Source organism: Caproiciproducens galactitolivorans, from assembly GCF_026672255.1.
GTDB lineage: Bacteria > Bacillota > Clostridia > Oscillospirales > Acutalibacteraceae > Caproiciproducens > Caproiciproducens galactitolivorans_A.
The window spans coordinates 298,962-321,807 of record NZ_JAPOHA010000001.1 but is presented as its reverse complement, the minus strand read 5'-3'; the positions used below and the strand labels follow the sequence as shown (position 1 = coordinate 321,807).

At 49.2% G+C, this 22,846-nt stretch carries 21 protein-coding genes; 4 read left to right on the top strand and 17 right to left on the bottom strand.

The window, feature by feature from the left end; translation table 11 throughout:
- The first annotated feature begins 12 nt into the window (after positions 1–12).
- The gene (locus OUY18_RS01515) at positions 13–1,761 is read left to right on the top strand and encodes an ABC transporter ATP-binding protein (RefSeq protein ID WP_268056938.1); all 1,749 of its coding nucleotides are present in this window, start codon (positions 13–15) and stop codon (positions 1,759–1,761) included.
- A gap of 38 nt (positions 1,762–1,799) precedes the next feature.
- On the opposite strand, the gene OUY18_RS01510 is transcribed toward OUY18_RS01515, so the two are convergent.
- From OUY18_RS01510 to OUY18_RS01430, 17 genes are all read right to left on the bottom strand, one after another.
- Positions 1,800–3,122, bottom strand: a complete 1,323-nt coding sequence (locus tag OUY18_RS01510) for a pyrimidine-nucleoside phosphorylase (RefSeq protein WP_268056937.1) — start codon at positions 3,120–3,122, stop codon at positions 1,800–1,802.
- Between the two features lie 22 nt (positions 3,123–3,144).
- On the bottom strand, positions 3,145–3,759 hold the full coding sequence (locus OUY18_RS01505; RefSeq protein ID WP_268056936.1) for an HAD family hydrolase: 615 nt from the start codon (positions 3,757–3,759) through the stop codon (positions 3,145–3,147).
- Positions 3,752–4,174, bottom strand: a complete 423-nt coding sequence (locus OUY18_RS01500) for a cytidine deaminase (protein WP_268056935.1) — start codon at positions 4,172–4,174, stop codon at positions 3,752–3,754. Before OUY18_RS01500 ends, OUY18_RS01505 begins: the two co-directional genes overlap by 8 nt.
- 53 nt (positions 4,175–4,227) lie before the next feature.
- Positions 4,228–4,893, bottom strand: coding sequence for a deoxyribose-phosphate aldolase (deoC, locus tag OUY18_RS01495; RefSeq protein ID WP_268056934.1), 666 nt, complete (start codon positions 4,891–4,893; stop codon positions 4,228–4,230).
- 30 nt (positions 4,894–4,923) lie between these two features.
- Positions 4,924–5,844 (bottom strand): ABC transporter permease, encoded by a 921-nt coding sequence (locus tag OUY18_RS01490; RefSeq protein WP_268056933.1) that lies wholly within the window; start codon positions 5,842–5,844, stop codon positions 4,924–4,926.
- Entirely contained in the window at positions 5,834–6,961 is a 1,128-nt protein-coding gene (locus tag OUY18_RS01485) for an ABC transporter permease (RefSeq protein WP_268056932.1), read from the bottom strand. Before OUY18_RS01485 ends, OUY18_RS01490 begins: the two co-directional genes overlap by 11 nt.
- Complete coding sequence (locus OUY18_RS01480; RefSeq protein WP_326492969.1) at positions 6,945–8,486, bottom strand: ABC transporter ATP-binding protein; 1,542 nt, start codon at positions 8,484–8,486, stop codon at positions 6,945–6,947. Before OUY18_RS01480 ends, OUY18_RS01485 begins: the two co-directional genes overlap by 17 nt.
- A 92-nt stretch (positions 8,487–8,578) precedes the next feature.
- Positions 8,579–9,676, bottom strand: coding sequence for a BMP family ABC transporter substrate-binding protein (locus OUY18_RS01475; RefSeq protein WP_268056931.1), 1,098 nt, complete (start codon positions 9,674–9,676; stop codon positions 8,579–8,581).
- A gap of 219 nt (positions 9,677–9,895) precedes the next feature.
- Complete coding sequence (deoD, locus tag OUY18_RS01470) at positions 9,896–10,606, bottom strand: purine-nucleoside phosphorylase (protein ID WP_268056930.1); 711 nt, start codon at positions 10,604–10,606, stop codon at positions 9,896–9,898.
- Between the two features lie 19 nt (positions 10,607–10,625).
- Positions 10,626–11,795: a phosphopentomutase gene (locus tag OUY18_RS01465; protein ID WP_268056929.1), complete on the bottom strand. Its 1,170-nt coding sequence runs from the start codon at positions 11,793–11,795 to the stop codon at positions 10,626–10,628.
- Positions 11,796–11,850: 55 nt separating this feature from the next.
- Positions 11,851–12,849 carry a LacI family DNA-binding transcriptional regulator gene (locus OUY18_RS01460; RefSeq protein ID WP_268056928.1) on the bottom strand — a complete coding sequence of 333 codons (999 nt, stop codon included), beginning with the start codon at positions 12,847–12,849 and terminating at the stop codon, positions 11,851–11,853.
- Between the two features lie 256 nt (positions 12,850–13,105).
- Positions 13,106–14,014, bottom strand: coding sequence for a CorA family divalent cation transporter (locus tag OUY18_RS01455; RefSeq protein ID WP_268056927.1), 909 nt, complete (start codon positions 14,012–14,014; stop codon positions 13,106–13,108).
- Between the two features lie 108 nt (positions 14,015–14,122).
- Positions 14,123–14,956, bottom strand: coding sequence for a MetQ/NlpA family ABC transporter substrate-binding protein (locus tag OUY18_RS01450; RefSeq protein ID WP_268056926.1), 834 nt, complete (start codon positions 14,954–14,956; stop codon positions 14,123–14,125).
- 28 nt (positions 14,957–14,984) lie between these two features.
- On the bottom strand, positions 14,985–15,641 hold the full coding sequence (locus tag OUY18_RS01445) for a methionine ABC transporter permease (RefSeq protein WP_268056925.1): 657 nt from the start codon (positions 15,639–15,641) through the stop codon (positions 14,985–14,987).
- Complete coding sequence (locus OUY18_RS01440; protein WP_268056924.1) at positions 15,631–16,644, bottom strand: methionine ABC transporter ATP-binding protein; 1,014 nt, start codon at positions 16,642–16,644, stop codon at positions 15,631–15,633. Before OUY18_RS01440 ends, OUY18_RS01445 begins: the two co-directional genes overlap by 11 nt.
- Positions 16,645–16,725: 81 nt before the next feature.
- Positions 16,726–17,388 carry a tRNA (guanosine(46)-N7)-methyltransferase TrmB gene (trmB, locus tag OUY18_RS01435; protein ID WP_268056923.1) on the bottom strand — a complete coding sequence of 221 codons (663 nt, stop codon included), beginning with the start codon at positions 17,386–17,388 and terminating at the stop codon, positions 16,726–16,728.
- A gap of 4 nt (positions 17,389–17,392) precedes the next feature.
- Positions 17,393–17,881: a YbaK/EbsC family protein gene (locus tag OUY18_RS01430; protein ID WP_268056922.1), complete on the bottom strand. Its 489-nt coding sequence runs from the start codon at positions 17,879–17,881 to the stop codon at positions 17,393–17,395.
- Positions 17,882–18,463: 582 nt separating this feature from the next.
- On the opposite strand from OUY18_RS01430, the gene OUY18_RS01425 reads away from it, so the two are divergent.
- The 3 genes from OUY18_RS01425 to OUY18_RS01415 all read left to right on the top strand — a co-directional run bounded on the left by OUY18_RS01425 (position 18,464) and on the right by OUY18_RS01415 (position 22,843).
- On the top strand, positions 18,464–21,238 hold the full coding sequence (locus OUY18_RS01425; RefSeq protein ID WP_268056921.1) for a diguanylate cyclase domain-containing protein: 2,775 nt from the start codon (positions 18,464–18,466) through the stop codon (positions 21,236–21,238).
- Between the two features lie 168 nt (positions 21,239–21,406).
- Positions 21,407–22,468 (top strand): FAD:protein FMN transferase, encoded by a 1,062-nt coding sequence (locus OUY18_RS01420; RefSeq protein WP_268056920.1) that lies wholly within the window; start codon positions 21,407–21,409, stop codon positions 22,466–22,468.
- A gap of 9 nt (positions 22,469–22,477) precedes the next feature.
- A complete protein-coding gene (locus OUY18_RS01415; protein WP_268056919.1) occupies positions 22,478–22,843 on the top strand; it encodes a NusG domain II-containing protein in 366 nt (121 codons plus the stop codon).
- Positions 22,844–22,846 lie beyond the last annotated feature (3 nt).

Sequence of the window (22,846 nt, the reverse complement as noted above, 5' to 3'; positions counted from 1 at the left end):
CAGGAGTAATGAATGTCCATTTTTAGAAAATTTATTAAATATTATGAACCGTATCGCGCTCTGTTTTATTTCGATATGTTCTGCGCGCTGATCGTATCGGCGATTGACGTCGCCTTTCCCCAAATTTTGAACTGGCTGACAAAAGGCCTGTTCGCACAGGGGGCACAAATCATTATGAAGAGCCTTCCGTGGATTGCGGCGGCGCTTCTGGTGATGGAACTTGTGCGTTACGGCTGCCAGTACTTTATCACAAGCTGGGGACACGTAATGGGCGCGCGAATGGAAAGCGACATGCGGCAGGACTTATTCGACCATTTGCAGAGGCTTTCTTTCTCCTACTACGACAAAAACAACACCGGGGAAATGATGAGCAAGCTCGTTTCCGATTTATTCGACATCAGCGAGCTGGCCCACCACGGCCCGGAAAACGTGTTGATTTCCCTTCTAAAAATCGTCGGCAGCTTCGTGCTGATGATGCTGATCAACGTACCCATGACACTGATCCTGCTGGCGGTCACCCTGATTATGATTGCGTTCAGCATTGAAAAAAACAAGAAGATGCGCGCGATCTTCATGGATAACCGCAAGAAAATCGCGGGCGTAAACTCCCGCGTGCAGGACAGTCTGGCGGGTATCCGCGTGGTAAAAAGCTTTGGAAACGAAGCGCTGGAACATGAAAAGTTCAGCGACAGCAACCTGAAATTTCTGGATTCCAAAGAGAGCAGTTACCGCATTATGGGAAGTTTCCGCGCGGGGACTTCGTTTTTCGAAGGCCTTCTGTTCCTGACTGTACTGGTGAGCGGCGGGCTTTTTATTGCGCAGGGAACGCTCCAGCTCACCGATTTGGCAGTCTATGCTTTGTACATCAATATCATCATCAATCCGATCGACATCCTGATTGAATTTACCGAGCTGTTTCAAAAGGGATACTCCGGTTTCCGGCGCTTTATCGAGGTCGTGGAAACCAAACCGGAAATTGTCGACAAGCCCGGAGCCGTTGATCTGAAAGACGTGAAGGGCAACATCGAATATAAAAACGTTTCCTTCAGCTACGACACGGCCAACAACGTGCTGGAAAACATCAACATTCAAATCGACGCGGGCAAAACCATCGCGCTTGTCGGCCCGTCCGGCGGCGGAAAAACGACGCTTTGCTCTCTGCTGCCCCGCTTTTACGATGTTACCGGCGGCAGTGTAACGATCGACGGCCACGACGTCCGGGATGTTACGCTGAAGACCCTGCGCAAGGCAATCGGCATCGTACAGCAGGACGTTTATATGTTTGCAGGCAGTATTAAAGAAAATATCGCCTACGGCAAGCCCGACGCAACGGATAAAGAAATTATAGAAGCCGCGAAAAACGCCAATATTCATGATTTTATCGTCGGCCTTGATGAAGGCTACGATACATACGTCGGCGAACGCGGAACGCGCCTTTCCGGCGGGCAGAAGCAGCGGATTGCCATTGCCCGGGTCTTTTTGAAGAATCCGCGGATCTTAATTCTGGATGAAGCAACCAGCGCGCTTGACAACGAAAGTGAGCGCCATATTCAGAAATCGCTCGAGACGCTTTCCAAGAACCGTACAACCGTGGTGATCGCCCACCGGCTGAGCACGATTCGCAACGCGGATGAAATCATCGTCATCGGCGACGAAGGCATTGAGGAGCAAGGCAGTCATCAGGAATTAATCGAGAAAAACGGAATCTACGCAAAATACTACAATATGCAGTTCGAGGGACTGGATACCATCATGCAGTAAACCTAAAAAATGAAGGCCGCCAGTTGGCGGCCTTTTATTTATAATTTTTCCACTCCGTCTACGGTTACCCTTGCGTGAATAACCGGAGCAGCTTTCGGTGCTTCCGGACGGATGGAAACCGCGCTTTCAAAGAGCTTTTCCGCTTCTTTGCATTTTCCTTCCTCGGAAGTATAGAACACAGCGATTACGTCGCCTTTCTTTACATAATCCCCGATCTTTTTGCGGAGTATGATGCCCGCGCTGTAATCGATGGAATCCTCTTTCTTTTCACGGCCTGCGCCCAGTTCGACGGAAGAAATGCCGCATTGCTCCGTATTCATTGCATACAGGTAACCTTCGCCCTGTGCCAAAACCTCGTGCGCGACCTTGGCCTGCGGGAAATTTGCGCTGTCGTCCAGAACACTGGTGTCGCCGCCCTGTGCCGCAACCATTTCTTTCAGCTTCGCAAACGCCTCGCCGTTGTCGATCTGCCGCTTCGCCAGCTTCCTGCATTCCGCAAGCTCGCCTTTCCCCGCCAGATACAGCATATTGGCGGCAAGCTCAATGCAGATTTCCGTAAGATCCTCCGGCCCGTGCCCTTTCAGGGTATCGCACACTTCCATAATTTCCAGCGAATTGCCGATTGCATTGCCGAGCGGACGGTCCATATCGGTAATCAGGGCGATGGTTTTGCGCCCGACATGCTCGCCGATGGCAACCATGGCCTGCGCAAGTTTAATGGAGTCGTCCACCGTTTTCATAAACGCGCCGCTTCCGGTTTTGACATCCAGCAGGATGCAGTCGGAACCCGCGGCGATTTTTTTGCTCATAATGCTGGAAGCAATCAGCGGAATGCTTTCAATCGTTGCGGTTACATCGCGCAGCGCGTACAGCTTTTTATCCGCGGGAACCAGATTGCCGGACTGCCCGATGACACTGACGCCGACCTTGCGGACAATATCGAAGAATTTTTCCCGGTCGATGGAAGTCTGCATCCCGGGAATCGATTCCATTTTATCGACCGTTCCGCCGGTATGCCCCAGACCGCGCCCGCTCATTTTGGCAACGCGTACACCGAGGGAAGCGACGATCGGCGAAATAATCAATGTCGTTTTATCACCCACACCGCCGGTGCTGTGTTTGTCCACCTTGACGCCGTCAATGGAAGACAAATCAACCGTTTCACCGGAATTTGCCATACACATGGTAAGGGATGCCGTTTCCCTGTCGGTCATTCCATGAAAATAAATAGCCATGAGAAGGGAGGAAACCTGATAATCCGGAATTTCGCCCTTTACATATCCGCTGATGAAGAATTGGATTTCCTCGTCGGAAAGTTCTCCCCCATCCCTTTTCTTTGCAATAATATCGTACATTCTCATTTCAATCACCTCATGTGTAATTTTATAGTTTCAGGGAAACGCCGGCCCCGCGCAGCGCTTCGCGCAAAGGCTGCGCCTCGCCCCCATAGACAAAGCCTTCCATGCCCAGTTTGCGGCCCGCTTCTATATTATCCGCGCGGTCGTCAATAAAAAAACATTCCTCCGGGTTCAGGGAGAATTTTTCAAAGAACAGCCGGTAAATGGTCTGGTCGGGCTTTATGTACTTTACATCCGCGGAAAAAAACGTGTCGTTAAAGTATTGCAGCGCCGTAATTTTATGGGTAAAGTTATGAATACTGACAGACGCGTTGGACAGCAGGTAAAGGGAATAGCCGTTCTCTTTCAATTCCGCCGCCAGCGGGTCGAGATTATGAAGAACCTTCATATAATCCTGCCAATGCAGAAGAAGTTCCTTCACCGCAAAGTGAAGGCGTTCCGGCAGACGGGCACAAACAGGCTCAACCAGGTCTTCCTCGTTCATAGTGCCGCGGTCCATTTCCACCCACTCGCTTCCGCAGAACAGTTCGTTCCGCAGAAGGCAGGCATCCTGCGGATCGGTAATATAGTGCTCGATAAAGAAATCGGGGTCAAAATCCACAAACACCTGCCCCATGTCAAAAACAATATTCTTAATCATGATCTTTCTCCAAATTGATTCTGCCGAATCCGAACGGCAGCAGTTCGCGCAGGGTATAGACATTCCATTTTTCCGGTGTGCCTAAAATAATTTTGAACCGGTCGGGATCACAAAATTCCATCATTACCTGCCTGCAAACGCCGCAGGGCGGGCAAAGTTCCTCCAGTGTGTCTCCCCTTCCTCCTACAATGGCGATGCACTCAAACGCAAGCTCCCCTTCGCTGACCGCTTTGAAAAAAGCCGTTCGTTCCGCGCAGTTTGTCGGGGTATAAGCCGCGTTTTCAATATTGCAGCCCTTATAGAGTTTCCCGCTTTTAGAAAGCAGAGCGGCTCCCACTTTAAAATGCGAATAAGGCGTATACGCCATTTCCCGGGCGGAAACAGCCGCAGAAACCAATTCCTGATAGTTTTCCATGTTAACACCTTGTTTCAAAGAAGTTTTAAGGAGCGGCGAACCGCTCCTTTTTGTTAATATCCGTGCGCCTCTTCCTTCTTAATGAGCTTGATAATTCTGCTTGTTCCCAGGCGGGAAGCGCCGAGGGAAACGAATTTTTCCGCATCGTCCATGGTTTGAATACCGCCGGCCGCCTTGATCTTTACATTCGGCCCGACATGCTTTTTAAATAAAGCGACATCTTCAAACGTCGCGCCCGCCGTGGAAAACCCCGTGGAGGTCTTGATAAAATCAGCTCCTGATTTCGTTACAACCTCGCACATCTTGATCTTCTCTTCCTCCGTCAGCAGGCAGGTTTCGATGATTACTTTCAGAATACGGCTGCCGCAGGCGGCTTTTACCTGTTTGATTTCTTCAAGCTGAAGGTCGTAAAGGCCGTCTTTTACATAGCCGAGGTTAATAACCATATCAATTTCATCGGCTCCGTTCTGAATGGCGTCTTTCGCCTCAAATACCTTTACGGCTGTGGTAGCGTATCCGTTCGGAAAGCCAATAACAGTGCATACCGCCATTTTATCTCCGACATATTCCTTCGTCCGTTTCACATAGGAAGCGGGAATGCAGACGGAGGCGGTGCCGTACTGAACGGCGTCGTCGCAGATTTGCTTGATTTCCGCCCATGTTGCCGTCTGCGTCAGCAGGGTATGGTCAACTTTTTCAAGTATTTCTTTCTGATCCATTTTTTTGCTCCCTTATTCAATAATCACTGTTTATCTTTCGCCCTTTTCATACGGCAAGCCGTCCGCTTTCGGCGCTACCGAGCGTCCTACAAAAAGAATCAGTACGATAATTGTCAGGATGTACGGAAGCATTGCAAGGATTTGCGACGGGACGGCAAAATCGCCGCCGCCCAGAACGATTGTCAAAGCCTGGGCAAAACCGAAGAGCATGCACGCGCCATAGGCGCCGAACGGCGTCCATTTCCCGAAGATAACGGCGGCAAGCGCAATGAATCCCTGTCCGCTGATTGCCGTCGGCGTAAACTGCGAAATAATTGCGAGGGTCATGGAAGCCCCGCCGAATCCCGCTAAAACACCCGACACGAGCACGCAGAGGTAGCGGGTACGGCTGACGTTGATTCCCAGCGTATCGGCGGCGGCAGGATGCTCGCCGACGGAACGTACGCGAAGGCCCCATTTCGTCTTATACAGGAAGTACCATAGAATCACTGCGGCGGCAAGCGCAAGCACAACGGTGACATCCACGTTCAAATTGCCTGCCGGACTGCCCTGAAAGAAATCTTCACCGAAAATTTTCGGCAGCGTATGGGCGGGCAGCGTCATGGTCGCGTTGTCGAACAGAAGGCGGCAGAAAAACAGCGCCAGACCGGGCCCGATAAAATTAATGGCGATACCGGAGATGGTCTGATCCGCTTTAAAGGTTACCGATGCAATCGCGTGCAAAAGGGCGATCGCTCCGCCGGCCGCTCCCGCCGCAAGCAGGCCCAGCCAGGGGTTGCCGGTAAAATAGCTGACCGCGGCCGCCGCAAAAGCGCCAACCGTCATCATGCCCTCAATCCCGATGTTCACCACGCCGGAACGTTCGGAGATTACGCCGCCGAGCGCGCCGAACACCAGCGGGGTGGAATACATCATCGTAATACCGATTAACAGCAGAATTTTACTTAGCATGGTGAGCACTCCTCTTCTCAAGCTTATCGGCCAGCACAGGCACAACCTTCGTAAGCGCTACAAAAAAGACAATCGTACCGATCATAATGTTGATGATTTCCGTCGGTGCTCCGACTTCCTGTTGAACGCTCTGCCCGCCGTAAAGCAGGCCGCCGAACAGGAGCCCGGCAAAAATGCAGCCGATCGGCGAAGAACCGGCGATGAGCGCAACCGACAAACCGTTAAAGCCATTGTTTTCGAAAGCGGCCATCTGCGCAATGCGGTGCGGCGCGTTTCCGGTTATGGCAAGCGATCCGGCAAGACCGGCAAGTGCTCCGGAAATGACCATCGCGCGGATAATATTGCGGCTGACATTGATTCCGGCAAATTCAGCCGCGTCGCTGTTGAAGCCGACTGCACGCAGCTCATAGCCTTTTGTGGAGCGGTAAAGAAGAATCCAGATAATCACCGCCATAAGAATGGCAATCAGAATTCCGAAGTTCACATCGGTCTTCAGCATGACTTCATAAAGCCATTTATTCGGCTTGAGCGCAGCCATGCCCGCTTCGGAGGACTTCCATTTGGGCAGAAGCATCGTAAAGCTCGATTCGTTAACCGGAAGGGAACTTGTTGAGTTCGGTTCGTGGTATGCGTCCAGTGTAACGATATAGTTGGACAGATAGAACGCAATCCAGTTCAGCATGATACTGGTAATAACTTCATGAATGCCGAACCGGGCTTTCAGCAATCCGACGATTCCGCCGTAAATCGCACCGGCAAGAACGCCGGACAGTACAACAATCGGAATTTCCAGCGCTGGGGGCAAATTCAATTTAACGCCAATGCATACCGCGGCGACCGTTCCGATTATGTACTGACCCTCCGCGCCGATATTGAACAGGCCGGTTTTAAACGCAAACGCCACGCTTAATCCGGTCAATATAATCGGAGTTGCCTTGATAATGACATTCGAAATATACTTTGGTTTCGCAAAAATGCCCTTAAACAAAGCCGCAAAAGAGCTTGCCGGGCTGTAACCCGCCAGCAGCAGAACGATTGCGGCGACCAGAAAGCCGCAAAGAATGGCCAGCAGCGTGGAGGTAATGGGCTTTTTCAGAATTTTAACCAACGTTTTCATTTATTTTGCCTCCCGCCATCAGTAGTCCGATCGTATTTTCGTCGACCTCGCCCTGTTTAAAACTGGAAACGATGGTGCCCGCATAGATCACGTCAATCGTATCGGCCACATTCATGACTTCGTCGAGTTCCAGGGAGATCAGCAGAATAGCTTTGCCCTTATCGCGTTCGCGAATCAGCGTCTTATGTACGTACTCAATCGCGCCCACGTCAAGGCCGCGGGTAGGCTGAACGGCGATCAGCAGATCAGGCTCATTGGAAATCTCCCTCGCGATAATCACCTTTTGCTGGTTTCCGCCGGAAAGACCTCTTGCCGCCTGATTTTCGCAGTCTTCCGGACGGATATCATAATCCTTGATAAGGCCTTTTGTAAACGCGAGAATCTCGCTGCTGTTGAGCATTCCGCCCTTGCTGTACGGCTGCTCGCGGTATTTTTCAATGACCATGTTTTCCGCAACGGTAAACGGCAGAACCAGACCGCGTTTCTGGCGATCTTCATGAATCGTTGAAATTTTATGGTCGATTACATTGCGCGGCGTCGTATTCTGGATTTCGGCCCCGTTTATTTTAATGGTGCCGCTTTCCGCCTTTGTAAGGCTCGTGATAGCCTCCACAAGTTCTTTCTGACCGTTTCCGTCGATTCCGGCAATGCCGACAATTTCCCCTTTTCGTACTTTCAGCGACAAATTTTTCACCGCGTCCAGCTTTCGTTCATCTTTCACCGTCAGGTTATCGATTTCGAAAACCACGTCGCCCGGGTTGGCGGGTGTTTTTTCAACGACAAGCTGAACGGCGTGCCCGACCATCTTTGTCGCCAGTTCCTCCTCGTCCACATCCGCGACAGGAACCGTATCAACATACTCGCCGCGGCGGATAATGGTACAGACATCGGACGAAGCCTTGATTTCTTTCAGTTTATGGGTAATGATGACAATCGTTTTCCCGTCCGAAACCAGATTGTGCATAATCTGAATCAGGTCGTCTATTTCCTGCGGAGTCAGTACCGCGGTAGGCTCGTCCAAAATCAGCAGGTCAACCCCGCGATAAAGAGCTTTTAATATTTCAACACGCTGCTGCATACCAACGGAAATATCCTCTATTTTTGCATCCGGGTCTACTTCAAGCCCGTATTTCTCGACGATTTTGAGAATTTCCTCACGTGCTTTTTTCATATTTAATGTGCCGAACTGATTTGTTACCTCATTTCCCAGAATGATGTTCTGCGTTACCGTAAAATTTTCAACCAGCATGAAGTGCTGATGAACCATCCCAATCCCATGTTTGATCGCAATATTCGGGTTTTTAATGTTTACTTTTTCACCGTTTAAAAAGAGTTCACCGGCATCCGCCTGATACAAACCGTAAAGCACGTTCATCAGCGTACTTTTTCCCGCGCCGTTTTCGCCTAGGATCGCGTGGATTGTTCCCTTCTTAACGTCGAGATGGACATTATTCAGGGCGCAAAAAGAACCGAACATCTTTGTAATACCGTGCATCTGCACCGCATATTCGCTGCTGACTTCCATCTAATAGACCCCCTGCCTGTTAATATCTCTTTAGACACAGCGGGGCGGCTGAAAACGCGCCCCGCTGGTTTAAGAAACGGAAAGAAATTAAATTATTTAAGGCCGGCTACAAATTTATTATATTCGTCCTTGTTTGCCGGAGGAGTGATTGTCTTGTCTTTGATTTTGCTTTCGAGTGCAATTGCGGCATTGTAAGTGTCGTCGCCCATGAGCGTATGCTCTTCCGGAATTCCGACAGCGTTTTCCGCTAAGCCATAGTTATAGGTCTTGCCGCCAATCTGTTTGCCGTCGACTGCTTCCTTGGAAACGAGTTCAACTGCTTTGTTTACAAGCTTTAAAGCAGAGGTGAGAACATTCTTCGGCGCAAGATAAGCCTGGTCACGGTCTACACCGATCGCAAATTTGTTGGCTTCCTTTGCGGCTGCAATAACGCCTACGCCAACACCGCCGGCTGCATGGAATACGATATCGCAGCCATTGTTAAACATCTTTGATGCAATCGCCTTGCCCTTTGCGGCGTCATTGAAGCTTTCCGCGTACTGGGCGTCGACCGTAATGTTCTTTTTCATCTCTTTGGCGGCGTAGGCAACACCGGCCTTGTAACCGTATTCAAACTGGCTGATGATGTCACTGGTCTGGCCGCCTACGAAACCGACCTTGCCGGTCTTTGTGGTTTTCGCCGCAATGTAGCCAACGAGGAAGGAAGGCTCCTGCGCGCGGAACATAACGCCCGTTACATTGGAAGGCGTTTTGTCGCCGTAGGAATTATCAACGATCGCATAGCTGATATCCGGATTCTGTTTTGCCGCGTTTGTTACCGCGTCGGCCATAGCAAAGCCGATGCCCCAGATCAGGTTGTTGCCGTCGTCGGCAGCCTTATCAAGGTTTGTGGTGTAATCGGAAGGCTGTTTGGATTCCGTGTACTTTACCGTAACACCCAAATCCTTGGACAGCTTCTGAAGGCCTTCCCAGGACGACTGGTTAAAGGACTGGTCGTTTACACCGCCGGTATCCGTAACCATCGCAATTTTAAAATCCGATTTTGCCGCGGTGGAAGCCGCCTGGCTTTCCGCTTTGCTCTCCGCAGTGCTGGCGGCGGGAGCGGTGCTGGATGTCGTTGAGCTTGAACCGCACGCGGTTACAGACGCCGTCATCATTACTGCAAGAAAAAATGCTACAATCTTCTTCATAATTTTTCCTCCTGTTTTTAGTCAGGCCCTATTTAATAAACAAAAAGCGCGCATTTCGAGATAAAATTGTTCCAGACAAGGCAGATGCGGAAGAATACTGCCGTACGCAGGCATTTGAACCTGAATGACGCAATTTTACTGAAAAAAGCAGGTTCTCTGGTTTTTTAAATGAGGCCTTGGGATATATAGAATATCACAAACGTGATATTACCCACATCATCAGGCAAGAGACAGCGCGATTTCCATCATCTGCGTAAAGCTGGTCTGGCGTTCTTCGGCGGGGAGAGCTTCCCCGGTAAACGGGCAGTCGGAAATTGTGAGCATGCAAAGAGCGTTTTTCCCGGCGCGGGCCGCGTTCATATACAGGGCGGCAGCTTCCATTTCCACCGCAAGGACGCCCATCTTCTTCCATTTTGCCAGCGCGTCCCCGTCGTCTCCGTAGAACACATCGGAAGAAAGGATATTGCCGACCTTCGTCCGGATGTTCAGCCTTTCCGCCTCGTTTACCGCCCGGCTGAGGAGGTCATAACTCGCGATCGGCGCAAACGTACCCGGAAGGTGATACTGGGAAGCATAGTTTGAATCGGTACAGGCGCCCATGCCGATCACTACATCGCGCACATGCACATTCTCCGCGATTCCTCCGGCCGAGCCGATCCGGATAATATTCTCCACATCGTAAAAGTGAAACAACTCGTAAGTATAAATGCCTACGGAAGGCATTCCCATTCCGCCGCCCATAACGGACACGCGTTTGCCCTTATAGGTTCCGGTAAACCCCAGCATATTGCGGACCGTATTGAAACATATAACATCGGTCAGGAATGTATCCGCTATAAATTTCGCCCGCAGCGGATCGCCCGGCATTAAAACCGTTTTGGCAATTTCCCCTTCTTTTGCCGCGTTATGGGGTGTAGGTGTATTGGACATTTGAATATTCCTCCTGCTCTTATTTTAAAATATTCCTTAACTGCGACGTACCCGTCACTTTCTGTTCAACATTAAAATACTCCAAAACGGTCGCCGCAATATCGGCAAAGGTCGGAAGGGTGCCGAGGTTTACACCGGGCTTTACGTTCTTTCCGTAAATAATCCACGGCGTGTATTCCCGCGAATGGTCGGTGGACGGCGTAATCGGGTCGCAGCCGTGATCCGCCGTAATCATTAGCAGATCGTCGTCACGCAGGCCGTTCAAAATTTCCGGAAGCTTCTGATCAAAATAGGTCAGCGCTTTCGCGTAGCCTTCCACATCGTTGCGGTGGCCATACAGCATATCAAAATCAACAAGATTCACAAAACAAAGTCCGTTGAAATCCTCTTTCGTCAGTTCAATGGTGCGCTCAATGCCCTCGGCGTTTCCTTTGGTGCGCATAAAGCGGCTGATTCCTTTGCCGGCAAAGATATCATTAATTTTTCCAACCGCAATCACATCATACTTTTTCTCCAAAAGCTGATCGAGCATGGTGGTTTTCGGGGGGAGAAGGGAAAAGTCGTGGCGGTTTGTCGTGCGGGTATAATCGGGGTAAGTGCCGACAAACGGCCTTGCGATTACTCTGCCTACGCCGTGTTCGCCGGTCAGCAGATCCCTCGCGATCCGGCAGTAACGGTAAAGTTCTTCAACCGGAACGATCGCTTCATTCGCGGCGATCTGGAAAACGCTGTCCGCCGAGGTATAAACAATCAGGGCACCCGTTTGTGCATGTTCCCTGCCATAATCCAAAATAACCTGGGTACCGGAATACGGCTTGTTGCAAATGGCCTTTCTGCCTGTCTTCTCCTCAAAAGCACGAATTACGTCATCGGGGAAACCGTTCGGATAGGTCGGAAGCGGTTTGGGGGAATTGATTCCCGCAATTTCCCAATGGCCGATCGTCGTGTCCTTTCCTTTCGAAACTTCCTGCATGCGGGCGAACGCGGCGGCCGGATGTTCCGCCTTTGGTCGGCAGGTAACGCCGTCAATATTAAACAGCCCAAGCTTCTGCATATTGGGCATCGCAAAAGAACTGCTTGTAGCGGCGGCGGCAAGCGTGTTGCTGCCTTCGTCCCCGTATTGTGCGGCATCCGGTTCTTCGCCGATTCCGACACTGTCCAGTACGATTAAAAAAATACGTTTACTCATATACTGCCATCCCTTTTATTTAAAAATAGGAAACCTTCGTTTTCGTTCCGGCAATTTAAGCTTCATTCCCTGCCTGCGATCTGGTTGTCTGCCTTACCTTCAGCTGAACCGGAAGGATATTTTCCCGGCAGTCCGGATTTTTGTCCTCCACCTGATCGATGATGATTTTCGCGGAAAGCCTTCCGATTTCCTCGATCGGCTGCATGACGGTTGTCAGCGCGGGATTCATCAGGCCGCCCAGCTCCACACCGTCGTAACCGACGATCATGATATCTTCCGGAACTCTTCTGCCCCGTGCGGACAGCACCTTATAGATGGACAGAACCGTCATATCGTTGACCGCCAGGATACCGTCCGCATACGGGAACCGCTCCAAAAGTTCCTGCGTACACCGGAGCCCGTCATTGGAGCTGAACTGGCTGTCGATAAACAGCGGCTGGATTCCATGCTCATTGCATACGTCCACATAGCCGAGAAAACGCTGCCGGCCGCTCGAATACTTTTGCGGGCCGCGCATCAGAACGGGGTGTCTGCATCCGCATTCCAGAAGGTGTTCGGTGGAAATTCGCCCCCCGGAGTAATTGTCGGACTGCACCACGGCGGTATAACGGCTGCTGGCTTCTTTGTCCAGTACGACGATCGGGAGCGGGCAGTTCCGGATTTCCTCATCCAGATTGTCGTTGTTTGCCGTAATAATAATTCCGTCGGCATTCATGGCGGTCAGCATCTGAATATAGGCCGCCTCTTTTTTCGGGTTTTCATCGGAGTTGCAGAGGATCATTTTATATCCGTTCTGAAAGGCCTCGTCCTCAATTGCCCGCCCGATTTCATTCAAAAAAATGTTTAAAATGCTTGGTACGATATATCCGATAATCCGTGAAGATTTTTTGTACAGTGAACGCGCAATCTCATTCGGTTTGAAACCGGTTACTTCAATCGCTTCCATTACACGTTTGACTTTTTCTTCGTTTACTTTGGCAGATCCGTTGATCACACGCGATACGGTTGCCGAAGATACGCCCGCCAATTTTGCCACATCGCCGATCTGAGCCAAACTTTATCACCATAGCCTTCCCTAAATATGCATCAATTATTTTGAAACCGGTTTCAAGCTGATTTCATTTTACTACCGGGCTATGGAAATGTCAAGATAATTTATGGCTTCCGAAATTTATTGTGCAATATCACCAGAGATGCGTTTTTTATAATACAGGAAAATATTTCCTTGTTTCCTAAGCTTTCTTATTATAGTGCATAAGACGAAATAATTCCAGTATTTTATGAAAAAGCAGTCGATAATCTGTTTTCTATTACAATATCTTTTTCTTTTTGAAAAAGAGGACACTGATGATAACAATCAAAACGGAAAGGCCCACCGCAAAAGCATAGCCATACGGCCACTGCAGCTCCGGCATATTTTTAAAATTCATTCCATACCATCCCACCAAAAGGGTCAGCGGCAGAAAAATGGCGGTAATCACCGTAAACAGTTTCATAATTTCGTTCAAGCCGATATCCACCTGGGACTGATACGCTTCCCGAACCTGCGTTATGTAATCGCGTAAATTCAGGACGCTGCGGTTCAGCCGTTCAAGCCGCGCGGTAAACATCCGGAAATAGCGCAGCACGCTGTTAGAAAACAGCTCGTTCGTATTTTCTTCAATACTTTCCGCGATATCCAGAAGCTGCTCGTAGTATTTCTTAAAAAACATCAGCTTTTTGCGCATTGCTGCGATTTCCTTAATATAATTTCCTTCCTTGTTTTCCATAATCTGTTCTTCAAGTGCGGAGATTTCTTCCTCAAAGTCTTCCAGTTTCCCGGAATCTTTGGTTGTCAGATAATTGAAAAAAGCATACAGCACACGTTCCGGGGACAGGTTGGCGGTTCGGCAGGATGATAAAGCCTCCAGAACATCCTGTACGGTTTTTGCAGAATGCGCACAGGTAAAAATAAGCTTATCCGGCATAATGTAAATGCCGATTCTTTTTGCAACACGCTGCTCTTTACAGTCAATCAGGTTGAGAAGAATGAAATCATAACCGTCGTAGGCTTCCAGCTTGGCCGGACCGGGACGGGTACACTCATCGATGGTGTGCGGAGCCACCTTTATTCCGCCCCGAAGTTCATTCGGCGTGCAGAAACAGACGGTATTGTTTTGAAACGGCTGAGCGCCTTCTTCCGTAAGCATATCATTTTCGATTTTATAGCATTTCATCATGAACACCTCGTCATAAGATTCCCTTATTGTAGCAAAATACAGGGTTGATTTCAACGTAAAAACACCCGTGCAGGAATGCTGTCCGGCACGGGTGTTCACTTTCGTTTCTTATTTTACAGGTACGACCGCACCGTTAAAGGTATTTTTAATAAAGGTTTTCATTTCGTCGCTTTTCAGTACCTCAACCAATGCTTTAATCTCTTCCCGGTTTTCATCGCCTTTGCGCACGGCGATCACGTTTGCATATTTTTCCGCGGCGATCGAATCGTCTTTCTCCACGGCAAGTGCATCGGAAACCTTCAGGTTGCCCTGCAATGCATAGTTTCCGTTAATAACGGCCAGGTCGACATCCGGTAGGGAACGTACAAGCTGGGCGGCCTCAATTTCCGTAAATTTCAGATTCTTTTTGTTCTCGACGATATCTTTCTGGGTCGCGTCGATTCCGGCGCCTTCTTTCAGTTTAATTAACCCCTGCGACTGCAAAAGAAGAAGGGCCCTCGCTTCATTGGATGTATCATTCGGAACGGAAACCGTCGCGCCGTCTTTTAAATCGGCCAGGGCTTTAGTTCTTCCCGCATAAATTCCGAACGGTTCATAGTGGATGGACCCGGCGGAAACAAGATCGGTTCCGTTTTTCTTATTGTAATCCTCCAGATAGGTTACATGCTGGAAATAGTTCGCGTCCAGTTCCTTGCTTACCAGCGCGGTATTGGGCAAAACGTAATCGTTAAATTCCTTCACCTCAAGGTCATAGCCCTTTTGCTTTAACAGTTTCGCCGCTTCCTTCAAAATGAGCTCATGGGGTGTGGGAGAAGCGCCTATTACAATTTTTTTGTTTCCCGCGGATGTCCCCGCAGAAGAAGTTTGGCCGGATTTTGCGCAGCCGGCAAACACCGACAGGGAAAGAGCCGCTATTAATAAAATCGATACGATTCTTTTCATGAATTTTCCCTCCAATAATATAGAATGATTATCTCTTATTGCTGAATCCTGCCGCTTTCATTCCGATTCCCTGAAGCACCTGTACGATCAGCACCAAAAGGATTACGGTAACCAGCATAACATCATACTGATAACGATAGAATCCGTAATTGGTTGCAATCGCGCCAAGTCCGCCGCCGCCCACAAAGCCGGCCATCGCCGAATAGCCGAGGATGGTTGTGGTTGCGATTGCACAGCCGACAATCAGGGACGGTTTGGCTTCCGGAAGCATGACCTTCCAGATAATCTGCATATTGGAAGCGCCCATGGACTGGGCGGCCTCGATTACGCCGACATCGACTTCCTTAATCGAAGACTCGACCAGCCGGGCGACGAACGGCGCCGCGGATAAAGTCAGCGGAACAATGGTTGCGGTTGAGCCGATGGATGTTCCGACAACGAGCCGTGTAAAAGGAATGATGGCTACGAGAAGGATCAGGAACGGTATGGAACGGGTCAGATTCACAATAACGTCCAACGTTTTAAACAGCCATGGGCACGGGCGGATCCCGTCCTTTGCGCTTGTTACAAGCAGGATGCCCAGCGGCAGCCCGATGATATAAGCGAACAAGGTGGAAACAAGCGTCATATACAGGGTTTCACCAACACCCTGTATCAGTAAATTCAGCGTTGCCTCATCCCACATAACCGTTCACCTCCTCAGCGGATAATCCTCTTGCGCGGACATAGGCAAACATTTTCTGCGCCAGAGCTTCATCCTGCGGCAGCTGGACCACCATTTGGCCAAACGCTTTGCCGTCTATATTTTTTGTATCTGCATACATGATGTTCACGGGAGCCTTGCATTCAAGCACCATATTTGCAATAACCGGCTCAAACGAAGAATTTCCGTCAAACACAATGCGCATGCATCGCTTGCTGATAAATTGTTCCGTCGGTTTTCCGGAAGGATAGACCAGTTTCTGCGCGATTTCGGTTTTCGGTTTATAGAAAATATCTTCCACCGTGCCGGACTCGGCAATCTGGCTTTCGTTGATAATCGCAACGCGGTTGCAGATTTCCTCGATTACGCTCATTTGATGTGTAATAATAATAATCGTAATGCCCAGCCGCTGATTGATATCCTTTAACAATGCCAGAATCGACGTGGTGGTTGTCGGGTCAAGCGCGCTGGTGGCTTCGTCGCAGAGAAGCACTTTCGGATTCGTAGCGAGTGCGCGTGCAATGGCGACGCGCTGTTTCTGCCCGCCCGAAAGCTGGGACGGATACGCCTTGGCTTTATCTGCAAGCCCGACCAGTTCCAGAAGCTCTTTCGCGCGCTTCTTTGCGGAAGCCTTATCCATTCCGGCGAGCTCCAGCGGGAAACAAATGTTGCTTTCCGCCGTGCGCTGCATTAAAAGATTGAACTGCTGAAAAATCATTCCCATGGAATGCCGGACTTCCCGCAGTTCCCGGTCGGATAACTTCGCCATATCGCGGCCGTCGAACAAAACCGTACCTTCTGTAGGCTTTTCAAGCATATTGATACAACGTACAAGCGTGCTCTTACCAGCGCCGCTCATGCCGATAATTCCGAAAATCTCGCCCTTTTCAATTGTCAGGTTAATATCCCGCAGGGCGGTTACTTCCGTATCTTTTGTGCGGAAAGATTTGCTAAGCGCCCGTATTTCGATAATGGCCTCGCCCATTCCAGCACCCTCCAAATAATATTACTGATTTTATAGGAACTATAATGTAGTCCCGTGATTTTGTCAATGCATCTTTATGAATTAAGAAACAGGGATTTTCGCAATCAGGGCTTTGATTTTTATCCCCCGCTCCATAAACATTTTCTCATGCTCCGTAAGTACATTTTCCGGCCAGTTCTCCGCGTGAAGATCATAGGTTATTTTGATGATTTCAAATCCGCTTTCCGCAAAATAAGAAAGCGAATCGGCAAAAAGCGGATCGTCATCCGTTTTAAAATAGATTTCGCCGCCCTTTGCCAGAATCTGTTTATAGTTTTCCAGCATTCGCGGATACGTAAGGCGGCGCTTATTGTGCTTCGCTTTCGGCCAGGGATTGCAGAAATTGATATAGATTCTTTCGACGGCATCCTCCGCATTCATAACCGTTAAAATCCGCTCGATATCCTGTGCCATCAGCACCACATTGTCCGGTTTCCGGTTCTGCTCCTGAAACGCCTGTTCAATATTGCGCTTTGCCGGGGCCAGAACGGCGTCCTTCAGATCGATCCCCATATAATTGATTTCCGGGTGCTTCGGGGCCAGTCCCGCAAGAAAAAGACCTTTTCCGCAGCCAAGTTCCAGGTGGATCGGCTGTCTGCGCGAAAAATACGCGTGCCATTTCCCGATGTGCTCCGACGGATTACGGACAAAAAATTCGCAGGCATTCAGTTCCGGCGCAGCCCATGGCTTATTCCGCATTCTCATACGATTAACCCTGTCCCCCGGTTTCCTGCCAATTCTTGCAGACATCCAGCCATTTTACACTTTTCGATACCTGAAAAAGCTCCTCGCAGCTTAATTCCACACAGGAATTGGAGCTGCCCCCGGCCGGATAGACCGTGGTGAACCGCTTCAAAGACAAATCGCAGTAAACCTTTGCCTGCGGCGGATTCCCGAACGGGCATACCCCGCCGATCCGGTATCCGGTAAGCCGCTCCACATCTTCGGGAGCAAGCATTTTCGCTTTCATCCCGAATTCCGCTTTGAACTTTGGATTGTCAATTTTCGCGTCACCCGCGGTAACGATTAAAATACACCCGTCTTCCGCGTAAAAAGAAATGGTTTTTGCAATGCGCGCTTCTTCCACTTGCAGCGCCTGCGCCGCAAGCTCAACCGTTGCGCTGGAAACCGAAAATTCCCGCAGACGGTTTTCCATTCCGAACGTTTTAAGATATTCCTTTACTTTTTGTACCGCCATGTCGCCCTCCAAAATATTATTAAACTTTAGTATAACATACAGTTTGTGCGTGAAAAGTATTTCGCTGTAATTTTGTAATAAAATACAAATCCGACAAAATCTTTTTTGGGTTTTCTGTATCAGATTTGCACGAAATTTCTACGGAAACGTTTGATGGCTTTCGCCGGAGCGCTGCCAGCCGGCACCTGTATGGGACAAGCCGCCGTATAAATGCAATACAGGGGAAGTCACGAACGGAAATTCTCCCGATGGAGCCAAACAGGCGCCGAGCATAATACATCCGTAATTCGCATAAAAATTATCACCTACGCGGGTATCTGCCCCATTGCCGCAGCGAAAAATCGGTTTCCTGTATATTTTTCCTCCGATTTCTCCAAAATGAGCGCGGAGAAAATTTTCTTTTATTCCCCGAAAGAATCTGCTTCGCATTCCTATTTTTGATTTTATCACATTTAAGATGAAAATCCTATCCTGGATTTTATAAAGAAAAAAGAATTGCGTAAAAGAATAAAATAGTGTATATTTTATCTATAATAAACAATTTTTTCCTGTAAAAATATACAACGGAAGGGATGCGAGCTTGTGACGTTAAAGCCAAAACTGGCGGCTGCGTTCGTTTTTCTGATCTCTTTATCCTTTCTGCCAATCTCATTTGCAGCATTCGTAGGCAAGATGAACAGCGACCTTCGGTCGTCCGTTTCGAAGAATATGGTCGAAAACGCTGCACAAAGCGCGGCGGCAATAACGGCAAAGCTGGACGAAAAATCATCTGTTTTGCAATCCTTGTCCACCTGCATTGGTGAAAAGGGAAATTTATATAATGAAACGGCTGCGGGCGCCGTACAGGCGGTACTGAACAGTAAACAGTTTCTTCAGGTCTCCATTGCCGACATCCATGGGGACAGCATAACAAATGACGGGCAGAAAAAGAATATCGCCTCCGATGATTCTTTTAAAAAATCGATAAAAGGCTCCTGTGTCGTTACCGATTCATCCGATTCGTTTCCAAAGGTAAAAAAAGCGCTTCTCTATTCCGTACCGATCTATTCGAACCATAAAGTGATCGGCGTATTAAGCGGAACCGCGTCCGCCGCCCCCGTCGCCGAACAACTGGATACCCCCCTGTACGAAGGAAAGGGAACCCGTTTCCTGATTCGCCGTGACGGCACCGTTGTGCTCTATCCTCAAAAAGCAGCCGACAGCGCCCTTCAGAATTTCTATTCTTCGCTCATGCGTACAAATCAGGACAAAACGGGCGTTGAAACCATGAAGAATGAAATCAACCGGAATAGCAGCGGGATGGCGGAATGCAATGTCGGCGGTGCGGACAGTTTTGTACATTACCAGCCGCTGGGTTCCGGCGACTGGTACCTGATCACCGTGGTTCCTGCGGATGTGATTCTGCCGCAGTCCGATTACCTGATCCGCAACTCCGCGTTGCTGGCATTCAGCACCGCATTCGCCTTCATTCTTCTCGGTTTTTATGTGATCCTCCTTCTCCGGAAAAAGAACAGCGACATTAAAAAGAGCTGTCAGGAAATGAATGTTTTAACGGCCAATATTCCCGGCTGCGTCCAGCGCTGTAAATACGACGGGGATTTCACCATGATTTATTGCAGCGACGGTTTCTATTATTTGACGGGCTATACTCTTGAGGAAATAGCCGACCTGTTCGATAATCAGTTTCTGAAAATGATCTATCCGCACGACCGGGAAACGGTGAAACAGAGCATCGACGTACAGCTTCATACCGGCAGCGTAATCGATATACAGTATCGGATTCAGAAAAAAGACGGCACGCTGGTATGGATTCTGGAACGGGGCCAGCTGATGGTGGAAAGCGGAGAAGAACCGGAGCTGTACAGCCTTTTAATTGATATTACCGACCAGAGGGAAATCATGCAGGAACTGGAAATCAGCAACGAACGCTACCAGATCGTTTTGGATCAGTCGGACAGCATGATTTTTGACTATGATATTTTAAATAGTACGATTCTGAACAGTACGGGCGGCCGGCAGATTGCGGGCGGCGGCTATGCCATTAAAAATTTCCCTGAAAGCTTCCTGAAAACCGGTATGATTCATCCGGACGATATTGAACCCTTCCGCAAAATGTTCGAAAGCGTCAAAAACGGCGAACACAACGCGGAAGGCGAATGTCGGATGAAACTCGAAAACGGCGATTATCTATGGTATAACATTAAAATCACCACTATTTTCAGCAAAGAAGGCAAGGCAATCCGGGCAATCGGCCGAATCAGCGACATTACCTGCCAAAAGGAAGCGACGCAAAGACTTTTACATAAAGCGCAGCGGGACGGCCTGACGGACCTGCTTAATAAAATCGCAACCCAGAATTTAATTGAACAGGCGCTGTGTGACAATGAGCCCTGCGCCCTTTACATGATTGACGTCGACCACTTTAAAGAGGTCAACGATAATCTGGGGCATATGTTCGGAGACGCCGTGCTGGCGGATATCGGCGGCAAACTGAAAAAGCTATTCCGGGCTTCGGATATCGTGGGCCGGATCGGCGGCGACGAATTTATGGTGCTCCTGAAAAACGTTGACAACCCGGCGCTGATCGTTGAAAAGGCATTGGCCATTAACCAGTGCCTGCAGCAAACGTTCAATACCTGTTACTCTATTTCCGGAAGCGTGGGCGTGGCTGTTTCCCCGAAAGACGGAACAACCTATACCGAGCTTTATAAAAAAGCCGATATTGCCCTGTACGAGGCAAAGCGCGGCGGCCGGAACCGGTTCGTTCTTTTTGACAGCAGCGCGGAATCCCAAAAGCAACTGGAAACCTGCCCGGAACTCCGGAATACGCTGACGCCGACGCCGGAATACTCCGCACCCCTTTATCAATCTTTTCATGACGATATCCTTTCCTATGTATCCGACATGCTGTACCACGCCAAGGACTTCGAAAGCGTAATGAATATCGTCCTGAGAATGACCGGAGAACGCTTTCATATAAGCCGCGCCTACATTTTTGAGGACTCGGAAAAAACGGCCTTAAAAAACATTTATGAATGGTGCGCGGAGGGAATTCCCCCCCGGCATACCTTTCAGGAGGAGACCGCCTTTGACATTCTGCCTCTCTTTAACGAAGACGGCGTCTTTTTCTGCGGTGACACCAATCTTCTCCAACACCCGCTGCGGGAAGAACTGCTGAAACACGACGTAAAATCCGTATTGTACTTCTGCATCAAACGGGACGGAAAGCGGAAAGGCATTGTCGGCTTCGATGCGTGCAAGGAAGAACGCGTATGGTCTTCCGAAGAAATCTCCGCGCTTTCCTGCATTGCAAAAATGATCGACCTGTTTATTCTGGAAAAAGGCGCCGTAGACTAAACGAAGAAAGGATACTATAATAGAAGAGAAAGTCATCTGCCGGCAAAAAACGCAGGCAGGTGACTTTATTTCTTCCGCAGGCAGCGGTTTCTTCGTTAGTCTTAAAAAATGCGGTTTTATTGGACTTTGTATGAAATCATGGTATAATCTACTACTGGAGGTTGACCGATGAAAAAAGATAAAAAGCTCGTTCTCCTGCTTTCCGCTGTATTCTTTGTGATACTGGCCGTATTGGCCGGTATTTTTATAAAATCCAATCAAAAACCGCAAAGCTTTGAATGCACAAATTATGCAATGGGAACCTACGTGCAGCAAACCGTTTACGGCAAAAACGCGCAGCAGGCTGCCAAAGCAGCGGCACAGAAAATCGGCGAACTGGAGAATCTGATTTCCTGGAGACTCGGTGATTCCGATATCAGCAAACTGAACCAAGCTTCCGGCTCCGACTGGATTTCGATCGATCCAAGAACGGCGGCAATCCTTCAAAAAAGCCTTGACGTTGCGGAAAAATCGGACGGCGCGCTCGATCCTACCATTCTGCCGATTTCCTCCCTTTGGGATTTCGGTGGCGAGAATCAGCATCTCCCCGCAAAAGAAGAAATTCAGAAATATTTAAAATATGTAAATTATCATGATCTTCGCGTTAACACGCAGGAATCCGCCGCCTCATTAAAAATGCATTATATGGCTGTTGACCTTGGCGCGGTCGGAAAGGGCGCGGCATGCGACGAAGCGGTAGCCGCTTACAAGCAGGCCGGCGCGGACTATGGAATTGTTGCGGTCGGAGGCAGCATCGGCGTGTTCGGAACGAAAGAAGACGGAACCCCCTGGAACATTGCCGTACGTGACCCGCACAGCACCGAAACGCAAAGCACTTCCATCGGGTCGATTGATCTTCAATCCGGCTATGTTTCCACCTCCGGCACCTATGAAAAGTACTTTACAAAGAACGGCGTCACTTACCACCATCTGCTGAATCCAAAGACCGGATACCCGGAAAACAACGGCCTGATCTCCGTCACGGTCGTATGCAGCAACGGTGCGCTGAGTGACGCGCTTTCAACCGCCTGTTTTGTGCTTGGACGGGAAAAGGGGACCGAGCTGCTGAAGAAATATAACGCCGGGGGTATTTTTATTACAACGGATAATCAAGTTTATTTAACAGAAAGCATGAAAAATATCTTTAAATTATCCAATAGGAAATATACTCTTGTAGAAAGTGGAGTATAATATGCGATTATGATAAAAAAACAGGATGTCTTTTTCATTTTATTTTTTCTTCTTCTTGCCGTTGTACTGCTGTTCTGTTTTAACAGTACAAAAAGCACCGGGGTTGCCGTGGTTGAACGAAACGGCACGGAATGCTACCGCTTCGATTTAGGGAAACAAAAAACCACGCAGATCATCGACTTGGGCGGCGAATACCACGTTAAGCTGCTGCTGGAACCCGGCGCGATTTCCTTCCGGCATTCCGACTGCCGCGACCAGATCTGCGTACGGACGGGCAAACTTACGAAACCGGGACAGGTGGCGGTTTGTCTTCCGGCAAAAATTTCCGTCCGAATCATAGAGGATAAAAAAACCTTTGACGGGTTTACAGGGTAAGAA

Coding starts and splice junctions, on each gene's coding strand:
- OUY18_RS01515 (WP_268056938.1), top strand. CDS start 13: ATGTCCATTTTTAGAAAATTTATTAAATATTATGAACCGTATCGCGCT.
- OUY18_RS01510 (WP_268056937.1), bottom strand. CDS start 3,122: ATGAGAATGTACGATATTATTGCAAAGAAAAGGGATGGGGGAGAACTT.
- OUY18_RS01505 (WP_268056936.1), bottom strand. CDS start 3,759: ATGATTAAGAATATTGTTTTTGACATGGGGCAGGTGTTTGTGGATTTT.
- OUY18_RS01500 (WP_268056935.1), bottom strand. CDS start 4,174: ATGGAAAACTATCAGGAATTGGTTTCTGCGGCTGTTTCCGCCCGGGAA.
- deoC (WP_268056934.1), bottom strand. CDS start 4,893: ATGGATCAGAAAGAAATACTTGAAAAAGTTGACCATACCCTGCTGACG.
- OUY18_RS01490 (WP_268056933.1), bottom strand. CDS start 5,844: ATGCTAAGTAAAATTCTGCTGTTAATCGGTATTACGATGATGTATTCC.
- OUY18_RS01485 (WP_268056932.1), bottom strand. CDS start 6,961: ATGAAAACGTTGGTTAAAATTCTGAAAAAGCCCATTACCTCCACGCTG.
- OUY18_RS01480 (WP_326492969.1), bottom strand. CDS start 8,486: ATGGAAGTCAGCAGCGAATATGCGGTGCAGATGCACGGTATTACAAAG.
- OUY18_RS01475 (WP_268056931.1), bottom strand. CDS start 9,676: ATGAAGAAGATTGTAGCATTTTTTCTTGCAGTAATGATGACGGCGTCT.
- deoD (WP_268056930.1), bottom strand. CDS start 10,606: ATGTCCAATACACCTACACCCCATAACGCGGCAAAAGAAGGGGAAATT.
- OUY18_RS01465 (WP_268056929.1), bottom strand. CDS start 11,795: ATGAGTAAACGTATTTTTTTAATCGTACTGGACAGTGTCGGAATCGGC.
- OUY18_RS01455 (WP_268056927.1), bottom strand. CDS start 14,014: ATGATGAAATGCTATAAAATCGAAAATGATATGCTTACGGAAGAAGGC.
- OUY18_RS01450 (WP_268056926.1), bottom strand. CDS start 14,956: ATGAAAAGAATCGTATCGATTTTATTAATAGCGGCTCTTTCCCTGTCG.
- OUY18_RS01445 (WP_268056925.1), bottom strand. CDS start 15,641: ATGTGGGATGAGGCAACGCTGAATTTACTGATACAGGGTGTTGGTGAA.
- OUY18_RS01440 (WP_268056924.1), bottom strand. CDS start 16,644: ATGGGCGAGGCCATTATCGAAATACGGGCGCTTAGCAAATCTTTCCGC.
- trmB (WP_268056923.1), bottom strand. CDS start 17,388: ATGAGAATGCGGAATAAGCCATGGGCTGCGCCGGAACTGAATGCCTGC.
- OUY18_RS01430 (WP_268056922.1), bottom strand. CDS start 17,881: ATGGCGGTACAAAAAGTAAAGGAATATCTTAAAACGTTCGGAATGGAA.
- OUY18_RS01420 (WP_268056920.1), top strand. CDS start 21,407: ATGAAAAAAGATAAAAAGCTCGTTCTCCTGCTTTCCGCTGTATTCTTT.
- OUY18_RS01415 (WP_268056919.1), top strand. CDS start 22,478: ATGATAAAAAAACAGGATGTCTTTTTCATTTTATTTTTTCTTCTTCTT.